The sequence below is a fragment of the Lysinibacillus sp. FSL R7-0073 genome (assembly GCF_038009065.1).
Lineage (GTDB): Bacteria > Bacillota > Bacilli > Bacillales_A > Planococcaceae > Lysinibacillus > Lysinibacillus fusiformis.
Map to the genome: position 1 here is coordinate 1124079 of NZ_JBBPAS010000001.1, position 12212 is coordinate 1136290.

General features: G+C 38.5%; 10 protein-coding genes. All 10 read left to right on the plus strand.

Annotation, left to right across the window (positions count from 1 at the left end):
* The first annotated feature begins 12 nt into the window (after positions 1-12).
* The 10 genes from MKY88_RS05300 (at position 13) to hslU (ending at position 12162) form a co-directional block, all read left to right on the plus strand.
* Positions 13-1902 (plus strand): hypothetical protein, encoded by a 1890-nt coding sequence (locus tag MKY88_RS05300; RefSeq protein WP_340813134.1) that lies wholly within the window; start codon positions 13-15, stop codon positions 1900-1902.
* Positions 1899-2201: an EscU/YscU/HrcU family type III secretion system export apparatus switch protein gene (locus tag MKY88_RS05305; protein ID WP_193831169.1), complete on the plus strand. Its 303-nt coding sequence runs from the start codon at positions 1899-1901 to the stop codon at positions 2199-2201. Before MKY88_RS05300 ends, MKY88_RS05305 begins: the two co-directional genes overlap by 4 nt.
* Before the next feature lie 161 nt (positions 2202-2362).
* Positions 2363-3523 (plus strand): ADP-forming succinate--CoA ligase subunit beta, encoded by a 1161-nt coding sequence (gene sucC / locus MKY88_RS05310; RefSeq protein WP_025113922.1) that lies wholly within the window; start codon positions 2363-2365, stop codon positions 3521-3523.
* Between the two features lie 17 nt (positions 3524-3540).
* Positions 3541-4443: a succinate--CoA ligase subunit alpha gene (gene sucD, locus MKY88_RS05315; RefSeq protein WP_069480341.1), complete on the plus strand. Its 903-nt coding sequence runs from the start codon at positions 3541-3543 to the stop codon at positions 4441-4443.
* A gap of 168 nt (positions 4444-4611) precedes the next feature.
* Complete coding sequence (gene dprA / locus MKY88_RS05320; protein ID WP_328203011.1) at positions 4612-5508, plus strand: DNA-processing protein DprA; 897 nt, start codon at positions 4612-4614, stop codon at positions 5506-5508.
* A 91-nt stretch (positions 5509-5599) separates the two neighbouring features.
* Positions 5600-7678 carry a type I DNA topoisomerase gene (gene topA / locus MKY88_RS05325; protein ID WP_340813135.1) on the plus strand — a complete coding sequence of 693 codons (2079 nt, stop codon included), beginning with the start codon at positions 5600-5602 and terminating at the stop codon, positions 7676-7678.
* Between the two features lie 18 nt (positions 7679-7696).
* Positions 7697-9010, plus strand: a complete 1314-nt coding sequence (gene trmFO / locus MKY88_RS05330) for an FADH(2)-oxidizing methylenetetrahydrofolate--tRNA-(uracil(54)-C(5))-methyltransferase TrmFO (protein ID WP_340813136.1) — start codon at positions 7697-7699, stop codon at positions 9008-9010.
* Between the two features lie 285 nt (positions 9011-9295).
* On the plus strand, positions 9296-10195 hold the full coding sequence (gene xerC / locus MKY88_RS05335; protein WP_193831171.1) for a tyrosine recombinase XerC: 900 nt from the start codon (positions 9296-9298) through the stop codon (positions 10193-10195).
* Positions 10196-10216: 21 nt separating this feature from the next.
* A complete protein-coding gene (hslV, locus tag MKY88_RS05340; RefSeq protein WP_008181271.1) occupies positions 10217-10762 on the plus strand; it encodes an ATP-dependent protease subunit HslV in 546 nt (181 codons plus the stop codon).
* On the plus strand, positions 10762-12162 hold the full coding sequence (gene hslU / locus MKY88_RS05345) for an ATP-dependent protease ATPase subunit HslU (RefSeq protein WP_069480346.1): 1401 nt from the start codon (positions 10762-10764) through the stop codon (positions 12160-12162). Before hslV ends, hslU begins: the two co-directional genes overlap by 1 nt.
* Positions 12163-12212: the final 50 nt, after the last annotated feature.

Here is a 12212-nt window from a genome sequence, read left to right on the forward strand (position 1 = left end):
AGGAGTATATATATGACAGCCACATCATTTAATCCGATACAAATGCAACAAAACCCAATAACTGCAAATAATCAACCGCAGTCTTTAAAACAGGGACAAGTATTTCATGGAACGATTAAGAAATTATACCCTGATCAAATGGCAGAGATACAAGTAGGAAATCAAAAATTTATAGCTAAACTTGAAGTTCCATTAAAAGCTGGAGATGCCCATTTTTTTCAGGTAACAGGAACGGATCCACAAGCAGAATTGAAAGTGGTGTCAGGGCCTATGACGCCAACCACTTCACCAAGCCAACAAATTAATCAGCTATTAGAGTCTATGAATTTACCTAAATCTGCAGAGATGCAGCAATTATTAGGACATTTTATGAAGGCAGAGCTACCGATTTCAAAAGATCAACTTTTACAAGCTGAAATGTGGTTAAAGGCATTACCAGAGGGTATATCTAGAATAGATGCTTTGCAAACGATTCAAAAAATGATAGAGCTTAAAATGCCCATGACTAATGAAGTGTTTCAAGCGCTAATGAGTGGACAAAAGACTTCTGGTATGGCGGCTATTATGGAAAACTTTGCACAGCTTCTAGCAAAAGATACAGCCTTGCCTGAACAGCTTAAACAAAATCTAATGCAACAATTACAAGCAATTGCAAAGCCATTTGAAGTGGAAACGGGTAGCGTGGTTCTTGCAAAAGTTCTAGAAAGTTTAACAAATAATGCTGCTACAACTAGTGAAAAAATGCAAGCCTTGTCGATCTTAAAGGAGTCGGGGATAATTCCGAATCAGGCAACATTGCAAAATTGGTCGAGTATGAATGAGGGAAAAACTGCTCAGCAAATGCAGCAAGCGGGTCAAGTCGTTCAGTCTATCCTAACAACGAAGCCTGAAAATGCCGCTCAACTGATCGAACAGCTTAAATCTTGGACAACAAATCAACAATTTTTAACAAATGATCAAAAGCAACAGATTAATCAGTTGATTGATCGTTTTAATCAATTACCTGTCACAAAGCAAACAGTAGATATTTTTGCTAAACAAATGCAAGATCAATTATTAAAAGCCTTTTCTCAAAATACGTCCAATCATTTATTTACACAGGATATAAAAGGACTGGCAGTAAAAGATCATCTATTGTCCTTATTGAAGCAAGAGGTAGCTTCTCCCTTACAAAATGAAGCCTTTATGCGTAATCTTGTAAAAAATAGCATCGCTTCTTCACAGCCCTTCATTCAACAAATAGTGACACAAGCAGACGCTCTTGTACAAAATTCGATGGATAGTAAGGCAATGGAGCATGCGATGAAAACAGTATTAAAAAATTTAGGGATTAGCTATGAGGCGACACTCGGAAACAAATCAGCGGATTTACAAATGATTGCACATCAATTAAAACCGCAGCTTCATACATTATTGCAGGAAACTAATATGACACCGCAATTGAAGGAAGCGGCAGAAATGCTAATGACACGAATGAATGGGATGCAGCTATCATCAGGCGAAAATGGACACCAACATCAATTGATTATGCAAGTTCCGCTTGAATTTTTCGGTAAGAGAATGGATGCTACATTGCAATGGAATGGTCGCATGAAGGATGATGGTAAAATTGATGCCAACTATGCAAGGGTATTATTTTATTTACAAATGGCATCCATGCAAGAAACGGTCATTGATATGCAGGTTCAAAATCGAGTAGTTACAGTAACGGTCTTTAATGAACATCTGGAGATTCAATCGCTTGCAGAACCACTAAAAGCAGCATTAAAAATAGGGTTGGCAGAAAAAAATTATCAACTATCAGGCATTTTTATGAAACAATTTGACAAGGGGCAGGCGGTCAAAAATAGTCCTGTAGTAGAACAGCAAGAGGAACAGAGTGGGGTGGATATCCGCGTATGAGCGAAGAAAAATTTACCCGTAAAGAGGCAATTGCGCTAACTTATAAACTCGGTCAATTCGATAGTCCGACTGTTGTAGCAAAGGGAAAAGGGAAAATTGCCGAGAACATTTTGGCAAGAGCAAGTGAGCATAATGTGCCGATTTATGAGGATCCTAACCTTGTGCAGTTGCTTGGTCAATTAGATTTAAATGAGTCTATCCCTGAGGAATTATATCAGGCTGTGGCAGAGGTCTTTGCTTTTATTTATCGTTTAGATCAAGAACATGCTCGAAAATATAGAAAAAATGAAGTATTCTGATTATTTTACAAGCTGTTTTAGTACACAAAATAGAAGAATATGTCATAATAATAGAGAAAATTCGAACAAAAGACAAAGTGTAGACTTTATCAGAATGTTTCGTTAGAATAGACTATGTTAGTAAAACAATTTTATGCAAATGTTTGATGGGAGGATGTATTATGAATATCCATGAATATCAAGGGAAAGAGATTCTGAGAAAATATGGTGTAGCTGTACCAAACGGAAAAGTTGCTTTTTCCCCTGATGAAGCAGTGAAAGTAGCGAAGGAACTTGGCTCTAATGTAACTGTAGTCAAGGCGCAAATTCATGCAGGTGGACGCGGTAAAGCAGGTGGTGTAAAAATCGCTAAAAACCTTGACGAGGTACGTACGTACGCAAAAGAATTATTAGGGAAAATTTTAGTGACTCATCAAACAGGTCCTGAGGGAAAAGAAGTAAAACGCTTGTACATTGAAGAAGGTTCTGATATCCAAAAAGAATACTATTTAAGTTTAGTTTTAGACCGTGCAACTTCCCGCGTTACAATGATGGGATCTGAAGAAGGCGGTATGGATATTGAAGAAGTAGCGGAAACAAATCCGGAAAAAATCTTCAAAGAAGTAGTTGATCCAGTTGTTGGATTAACAAGTTTCCAAGCACGTCGTATGGCGTTTAATATGAATATTCCAGCAAACCTTGTAGGGAAAGCTGTTAAATTAATGTTAGGTTTATATCAAGCATTTATCGACAAAGATGCATCAATTGTTGAAATTAATCCACTTGTTGTTACTGGACAAGGCGAAGTAGTGGCACTAGATGCTAAGTTCAATTTTGATGCGAATGCATTATACCGACATAAAGATATTGTCGAATTACGCGATTTCGATGAAGAAGATCCAAAAGAAATTGAAGCGTCAAAATATGATTTAAGCTATATTTCTTTAGATGGTAACATTGGCTGTATGGTTAATGGTGCTGGTCTTGCTATGGCGACTATGGACACAATTAGCTACTACGGCGGTAGCCCGGCCAACTTCCTTGATGTAGGGGGCGGTGCAACAGCTGAAAAAGTAACAGAAGCTTTCAAAATTATCCTTTCTGATCCACACGTAAAAGGCATTTTTGTAAACATTTTTGGCGGAATTATGAAATGTAACATTATCGCTGAAGGCGTTGTGACAGCTGCAAAAGAAATCGGTTTAGCTGTGCCATTAGTTGTACGTTTAGAAGGTACAAATGTAGAACTTGGAAAAGAAATTTTAAATGCATCTGGTTTAAACATCGTTGCAGCGGATTCAATGGCTGACGGTGCACAAAAAATTGTGGGACTAGTAGGCTAAGGAAGGCAGGGAGAACAATGGCTGTATTTATTAACAAAGATACGAAGGTAATTGTACAAGGGATTACGGGCGAAACAGCTCTTTTCCATACGAAGCAAATGCTTGAGTATGGTACTAAAATCGTAGCAGGTGTAACACCAGGTAAAGGTGGACTTGAAATCGAAGGTGTTCCTGTTTTCAATACAGTGGCAGAAGCTGTAGCTGCAACAGGCGCGACAACTTCAGTTATCTATGTTCCTGCTCCATTTGCAGCAGATGCAATCTTAGAAGCTGTTGATTCTGAATTAGAATTAACAATTTGTATTACAGAACATATTCCTGTTCTTGATATGGTGAAGGTTAAACGTTACATGGAAGGCAAAAAGACTCGCCTTGTAGGTCCAAACTGTCCAGGTGTTATTACAGCTGATGAATGTAAAATCGGTATCATGCCTGGTTATATCCATACAAAAGGCCATGTAGGAGTTGTATCTCGTTCAGGTACATTAACTTATGAAGCAGTGCATCAATTAACACAAGCTGGTATTGGTCAAACAACAGCTGTTGGGATCGGTGGAGACCCTGTAAATGGTACAAACTTCATCGATGTTCTTGAAGCGTTTAATAATGACCCAGAAACTTATGCAGTAGTTATGATTGGTGAAATCGGTGGTACAGCTGAGGAAGAAGCAGCTGCATGGATTCAAGCGAATATGACGAAACCTGTCGTTGGCTTTATTGGTGGACAAACTGCACCTCCAGGCAAACGTATGGGGCATGCTGGTGCTATCATTTCTGGCGGTAAAGGAACAGCTGCTGAGAAAATTAAAGCTATGAATGCGGCAGGCATTGAAGTAGCAGAAACACCATCTGTTATTGGTGAAACACTGATTAAAGTAATTAAAGAAAAAGGGCTATACGAAAAGTGTAAAACCCATTAAAATGGAAGATGTAGCACATAGTGGCTACATCTTTTCCTTATTTATAGACTGTTTATCTTCCTTCATTAAACAAATTCCTATTTACTGTACTGGAAATTACATCACGAAGTTGTGTTCAAATCATCTTGCGGTCATTTACTTTCTTCTATTATAAAGGAGGTTTGTAGAATGATCCTTGCAGTAGATACACAGAGATTACTAGCTTTGCATTATGTATATCCTTTACCTCTTCAAAAACTTCAACGATTATTGTCCCCAGTGAACGTTTTAAACACTTTTGAAGAAGCTCATTATGATGAAATAGCAAATGTTTTACAAATATCGCCACATAAAGCATTGCAAATTTCTCAAAGCTTTCGACAAATTATGACAATCCCGTTTGAAGAAGCTTATGCACGGGCCGATATTTTCCCCATCCCTTTTTATCATCCCTATTTCCCGGCGCAATTATTTGAAATATCCAGTCCTCCTACTGTATTGTATGTGAAAGGTCAGTATTCCCTGTTAACAAACAAGAAACAGATAGCTATTATAGGCTCTAGGAAGGCTACAGCGTATTCGAAAAGAGCATTAGACCTAATTCTCCCATCACTTGTTCAATGTGGGTATACGGTCGTAAGCGGGCTAGCTAGAGGCGCTGATACAATGGCACATAGGGCAACAATCGATATGGGTGGGCACACAATGGCTGTGCTTGGGCATGGTTTTAATTATCTCTATCCAAGAGAAAACCAAATATTGGCGAAGGAAATGGCAAATCAACAGTTATTAATAACTGAGTATCCTCCGTATATGAAGCCCGAAAAATGGCATTTCCCTATGCGTAATCGAATCATTAGTGGTTTAGCTCAAGCGTTAGTTGTTACAGAAGCAGCGTTAAAAAGTGGTACGCTTATTACAACAGAGCTTGCGTTAGAGCAGGGGAAGGATGTATTTGTAGTACCGGGACCTATTGATGCAACACAGTCCAGGGGTACCAATCAATTACTTGTGGATGGAGCGATTCCAGTAATGAATGGTCATCAAATCGTTGAAACACTGGACCTGTTTTCTAACAAAAATTGAAAAAAAGTTGCATTATCTTAAAATCTGTTATACATTTTGCAACAGGTAACTTAAAAATTTAGTAAAAGACCTCGCTAAGGGGGAGACATAGATGGCGGATTATTTAGTGATTGTAGAATCACCAGCAAAAGCAAAAACAATTGAACGTTATTTGGGAAAAAAATATAAGGTGAAAGCATCAGTTGGACACGTACGAGATCTTCCACGTAGCCAAATGGGTGTGAGTGCTGAAAATAACTTTGAACCTAAATATATAACGATTCGTGGTAAAGGACCTGTTTTACAGGAATTAAAATCTGCGGCTAAAAAGGTTAAGAAAGTTTATCTAGCAGCCGATCCAGACCGAGAGGGAGAAGCGATTGCTTGGCACCTTGCGACTGCATTAAATATCGATATAAACTCGGATTGTCGAGTTGTATTTAACGAAATTACGAAAGATGCGATTATTGAGTCTTTTAAAAACCCACGTCCTATTAACATGGATTTAGTAGATGCACAGCAAACAAGACGTATATTAGATAGACTTGTTGGTTATAACATCAGCCCAATTCTTTGGAAAAAGGTGAAGAAGGGTTTATCAGCAGGTCGTGTACAATCTGTAGCGCTGCGTATGATTATTGATCGCGAAAATGAAATTAAAAACTTCCAACCAGAAGAATATTGGACGATTGAAGGTACTTTTGAAAAAGGTAAAAAATCGTTTGATGCACTTTACTATGGAAATGGCAAAGAGAAAATTAAGCTAACAAATGAGGAACAAGTAAAGACCATTTTAAAAGATGTCAAAGGGACAGACTTTAATGTTGTTAATGTTTCTAAAAAAGAGCGTAAACGAAATGCTGCACCAGCCTTTACAACATCTTCGTTACAACAAGAAGCAGCGCGAAAATTAAATTTCCGAGCAAAGAAGACGATGATGCTTGCACAGCAATTATATGAAGGTATTGATATTGGTAAAAAAGAGGGAACAGTCGGGTTAATCACTTATATGCGTACCGATTCCACACGTATTTCTGAAACGGCAAAAACAGAAGCAATTGCTTTCATCGAGTCAAAGTATGGAAAAGAGTATATTGCAACAGAAATAAAGCCGACGAAAAAGGCTTCAAATGCGCAGGACGCCCATGAGGCAATTCGTCCAACAAGTACGATGAGAACACCAGAGGAATTAAAGGCAGTCCTTAGTCGTGATCAGTTGCGTTTATATCGCTTGATTTGGGAGCGCTTTATTGCAAGTCAAATGGCCCCGGCTATACTTGATACTGTGGCGGTAGATCTTCAAAATGGAGATGTTTTATTCCGTGCGAACGGCTCACAAGTTAAATTTGCAGGGTTTATGAAGCTTTATATCGAAGGTACCGACGATCAAACGGAGGAAACGACAAAGCTTTTACCTGAGATGGAAATTGGTGATCAAGTAAAATCGCTTGAAATTGAACCTAAGCAGCATTTTACACAGCCACCACCACGCTATTCAGAGGCGCGACTTGTTAAAACGATGGAAGAATTAGGTATAGGTCGCCCGTCCACATATGCACCGACCCTCGATACAATTCAGCGCCGTGGCTATGTTGTGTTAGATGCAAAACGCTTTATGCCAACAGAGCTAGGCGAAATCGTACACCAACTCGTACTAGAATTTTTCCCAGATATCATAAATATCGAATTCACTGCACAAATGGAACAAGATTTAGATGATATTGAAGAAGGTAGTCGTCAGTGGAAGAATATTGTGGAAGAGTTTTATAAAGACTTTGAAGTCCATGTTAAATATGCAGATGAGGCTATGGAAAAAGTAGTAATAAAAGATGAGCCGGCTGGAGAAGATTGTGAGCTTTGTGGATCACCAATGGTCTATAAGCTAGGTAGATATGGTAAATTTATGGCTTGCTCAAATTTCCCAGATTGCAGAAATACAAAAGCTATTATGAAACCTATTGGTGTAAAATGTCCATCGTGTGAAACGGGCGAAATTGTGGAGCGTAAAAGTAAAACGAAGCGTCTATTCTACGGATGTAATCAATATCCGGAATGTGAATTTGTATCTTGGGACAAACCAATTAGTAGACCGTGTCCGAAATGTAGTGCATTATTAGTAGAGAAAAAGATTAAAAAAGGTGTCCAAATTCAATGTACAAAATGTGATTATGAAGAAGCACCAACACAATGATAGGAAGATGGTAAAATCATGACTGAACAAGTAGTAAATGTAATAGGAGCGGGTCTGGCAGGTAGTGAAGCAGCTTGGCAAATAGCAAAACGCGGTGTGAAAGTAAGACTTTATGAAATGCGTCCAGTAAAGCAAACGCCTGCCCACCATACAGATAAATTTGCAGAGCTTGTTTGTTCTAATTCGCTACGTGCAAATGGCTTAACAAATGCTGTAGGTGTTATTAAGGAAGAAATGCGTATTTTAGATTCTGTCATTTTAAAGGCAGCAGACCAATGTTCTGTACCTGCTGGAGGAGCATTAGCAGTAGACCGTCATGAGTTTGCAGGTTATGTGACAGAGGCAGTGAAAAATCATCCATTGGTGGAGGTTATTCATGAAGAAGTGACTGAAATTCCTGAAGGTATAACAGTTATTGCTACAGGCCCTTTAACTTCGAAGGCTTTGGCTGAAAAAATTCAAGGTTTAACAGGTCTGGATTATTTATACTTTTATGATGCTGCTGCACCAATTATTGAAAAAGATAGTATAGATATGGATAAGGTTTATTTAAAATCTCGTTATGATAAGGGAGAAGCGGCTTATTTAAACTGCCCAATGACGAAGGAAGAGTTTGATCGTTTCCGTCAAGCATTAATCGAAGCGGAAGTAGTACCTTTAAAAGAATTCGAGAAAGAAATCTACTTTGAGGGCTGTATGCCAATCGAAGTTATGGCAGCTCGTGGAGAGAAAACAATGTTATTTGGCCCAATGAAGCCAGTCGGACTTGAAGATCCGAAAACAGGGAAACGTCCATATGCCGTAGTACAACTTCGCCAGGATGATGCTGCTGGTACTCTTTATAATATTGTTGGTTTCCAAACACATCTTAAATGGGGCCCTCAAAAAGAAGTATTACAGCTAATCCCAGGATTAGAAAACGTGGAAATTGTACGTTATGGTGTTATGCACAGAAATACTTTTATTAATTCACCAAAAGTATTAGAGAAAACATATCAACTTCGTGAACAAAAGAATATTTTCTTTGCAGGTCAAATGACGGGTGTTGAAGGGTATGTTGAATCAGCTGGAAGTGGATTAATAGCCGGAATAAATGCAGCTCGTTTAGCATTGGGACAAGAGCCAATTACTTTCCCATTCGAAACGGCGTTAGGAAGTATGGCGCGTTATATAACAGAAGCGCAATCGAAAAACTTCCAACCAATGAACGTTAACTTTGGTATTTTCCCTGAATTACCACCAGGTCGCCGTTCAAAACCGGAGCGCGCTGAAATGCATGCAACACGCGCAATAAGCGTGATTCATAATTTTGTGAATTCACAAACAATTTAATTGCCAAAAGCCTCTAAAAGTTGTTATACTCTTAGAGGCTTTTTCTTTTTGTAGATAAAATGCTTGCTTAGACATGTTTTATTATTTTGTATGGAGATTTTCTCAAAATATAACTAATTACACTTGCTATCTTACAAAGATAGGTATAGTGTCAGTATGTATGTTTATTAATGATGGTTTACGATACAAACTTGTAAGAGATGACAAAGAATAATTTATCCGTTATATTACAAGTGTCAGTCATTTGAGAAAATTATTAATAAATTATTGGTGGTGAATCTTTCTATGTTAGTTTCGTCCCAAGATGCACTCGAACAGTTCATGCTTTACATCCAAGTTGAAAAGAACTTCTCTGTTCATACAGTGCGAGAATATGAATCAGACCTGCTGGATTTTTTGACCTTCTTGCAAGGGGAGGGAATTAATGATTTAGCGAGTGTTGAATATATACATGCACGTCTTTATGTAACAAAGTTGTATGACGAAAAAAGAGCAAGGGCTTCTATTTCTAGAAAAATATCCTCCATACGCTCCTTCTTCCGCTTTCTAAATAGACAGTATGGATTTGATGATGGGGCATTTCGTTCTCTTTATCATCCAAAAAAAGAATCTCGTTTACCTAATTTCTTCTATGAAGAAGAATTGATGCAGTTATTTAACGCGAATACCGGGGATGATTTGAAATCATTGAGAAATATGGCTATATTAGAGCTGTTATATGCGACAGGTATTCGTGTAAGTGAGCTAACTTCCATTCAGGTTAAGGATGTAGATTTTCATTATTCCATCATACGAGTTATGGGAAAAGGTCGGAAAGAACGAATTATCCCATTCGGTCAATTTGCGAGTTTAGCAATGCTGGACTACATAGAGCAGGCTCGTCCTAGATTGATGAAAAAGACTAATCATCAGCAATTGTTTGTCAATATGCGAGGTGGGGAACTTACTCCACGAGGGGTACGTCATGTTTTAAACGAAATGATTGACAAGGCCTCACTGCATACGAAAATTTACCCACACATGCTTCGCCATACTTTTGCCACACATTTATTAAACAATGGCGCGGATTTGCGAACAGTGCAGGAGTTATTAGGCCACTCGCATTTATCTTCTACACAGGTTTACACACATGTAACAAAAGAGCACCTACGTCAAACATATATGAATGCTCATCCAAGGGCATAATAGAGTTAAGGAGGAAAGCAGATGGGACAAATTCATGCGACTACGATATTTGCAGTTCATCATAACGGAGGCTGTGCCATGGCTGGTGATGGTCAAGTAACATTAGGAAATGCAGTTGTGATGAAAGGTACAGCGAAGAAGGTCAGACGTCTGTTTAATGGGCAGGTTCTGGCAGGCTTTGCAGGCTCTGTTGCAGATGCATTTACACTATTTGAGATGTTCGAAGGCAAGTTGAATGAATATAACGGTAATTTACAACGTGCTGCAGTAGAGGTTGCCAAGCAATGGCGCGGAGATAAAATGCTACGCCAACTAGAAGCAATGCTATTAGTCATGGATAAAACAACACTGCTACTTGTTTCTGGTACTGGTGAAGTCATTGAACCTGATGATGGAATTTTAGCTATTGGTTCTGGTGGAAATTATGCTTTATCAGCGGGTAGAGCATTAAAAAAATATGCAGGTGAAACGATGACTGCTCGTGAAATTGCTGAAGCAGCATTAGAAACAGCTGCTGAAATCTGTGTATTTACGAATCATAATATTATCGTGGAGGCGCTGAGCTAATGACGCAAAAAAATTTAACGCCAAGACAAATTACTGAGCATTTAGATCGTTATATTGTTGGGCAAAATGAAGCTAAGCGAGCTGTAGCCATTGCTTTGCGAAACCGCTATCGTCGTTCATTGTTAAATGAAGATATGAAGGCAGAGGTTATTCCTAAAAATATCTTGATGATTGGGCCAACTGGTGTCGGAAAAACGGAAATTGCCAGAAGAATTGCGAAGCTTACAAATGCACCTTTTGTAAAAGTGGAAGCGACAAAATTTACAGAAGTAGGTTATGTAGGTCGTGATGTTGAATCAATGGTACGTGACTTAGTAGAAGCTTCTCACCGTCTTGTAAAAGAAGAGATGATGGAATCTGTTAAGGAACAAGCAGAGCAATTAGCAAATGAAGCGATTGTGAAACTTTTAGTCCCGTCATTGCGTAAGAAACAGAGCATGCAAAATCCATTTGAAATGTTATTTGGTGGGAAAGAACAAACTTCAACGGACGATACGTCAACTGAGGAAACAGAAGTACGCTCTAAACGTGCACAAATTGCTATTGATTTACGAAATGGCAAATTAGAAAATGAATGGGTTACGGTAGAGGTAACAGAACAAACTCCATCCATTTTTGATGCGTTACAAGGCACGGGAATGGATATGTCAGCTAATAATGGTATGCAAGATATGCTATCTAGCTTAATGCCTAAAAAACAGAAAAAACGCCGTGTGCAGGTAAAGGATGCACGTCGTATTTTAACAATAGAAGAAGCAAATAAGTTGATAGATGCAGATGAAGTGGCACAGGAGTCAATTGTTAGAGCAGAGCAAACTGGTATTATTTTTATTGATGAAATCGATAAAATAGCTAGTAAAGAAGGAAATTCTTCTGCGAATGTATCTCGTGAGGGTGTACAACGAGACATTTTACCAATAGTAGAAGGTTCGACTGTAACTACGAAGTATGGCGCTGTGAAAACTGATTACATGCTATTTATAGCTGCAGGCGCGTTCCATATGTCGAAGCCTTCAGATTTGATTCCAGAATTGCAAGGGCGTTTCCCAATTCGTGTAGAGCTTGAAAAATTAACAAAACAAGATTTTGTCCGTATTTTACAAGAACCAGATCAATCGCTCATTTTACAGTATAAGGCATTGCTAGAAACGGAAGGTGTGGAAATCAATTTCACATCTGATGCCATAGAACGTATTGCGGAAATAGCCACAGAGGTTAATCAGGAAACAGATAATATCGGAGCTCGCCGTTTGCACACGATTTTAGAACGTTTACTAGAAGAGCTGTCGTTTGAAGCAGCTGAAATTGCACCAGCGAGTATACCGATCAACGCAGCCTATGTAGATCAAAAACTCGCAGGTATCGTAAAAAACAAAGATTTGTCACAGTTTATATTGTAAGATAAAGCTGATCAGTATCATTCAGTAGTAAAAAACTTTAGAATATTAAG

What these genes read in the sequence shown, in the direction of transcription:
- MKY88_RS05300 (WP_340813134.1), top strand. Translation starts at nt 13, where the DNA reads ATGACAGCCACATCATTTAATCCGATACAAATGCAACAAAACCCAATA.
- MKY88_RS05305 (WP_193831169.1), top strand. Translation starts at nt 1,899, where the DNA reads ATGAGCGAAGAAAAATTTACCCGTAAAGAGGCAATTGCGCTAACTTAT.
- trmFO (WP_340813136.1), top strand. Translation starts at nt 7,697, where the DNA reads ATGACTGAACAAGTAGTAAATGTAATAGGAGCGGGTCTGGCAGGTAGT.
- hslU (WP_069480346.1), top strand. Translation starts at nt 10,762, where the DNA reads ATGACGCAAAAAAATTTAACGCCAAGACAAATTACTGAGCATTTAGAT.
- dprA (WP_328203011.1), top strand. Translation starts at nt 4,612, where the DNA reads ATGATCCTTGCAGTAGATACACAGAGATTACTAGCTTTGCATTATGTA.
- sucC (WP_025113922.1), top strand. Translation starts at nt 2,363, where the DNA reads ATGAATATCCATGAATATCAAGGGAAAGAGATTCTGAGAAAATATGGT.
- sucD (WP_069480341.1), top strand. Translation starts at nt 3,541, where the DNA reads ATGGCTGTATTTATTAACAAAGATACGAAGGTAATTGTACAAGGGATT.
- topA (WP_340813135.1), top strand. Translation starts at nt 5,600, where the DNA reads ATGGCGGATTATTTAGTGATTGTAGAATCACCAGCAAAAGCAAAAACA.
- hslV (WP_008181271.1), top strand. Translation starts at nt 10,217, where the DNA reads ATGGGACAAATTCATGCGACTACGATATTTGCAGTTCATCATAACGGA.
- xerC (WP_193831171.1), top strand. Translation starts at nt 9,296, where the DNA reads ATGTTAGTTTCGTCCCAAGATGCACTCGAACAGTTCATGCTTTACATC.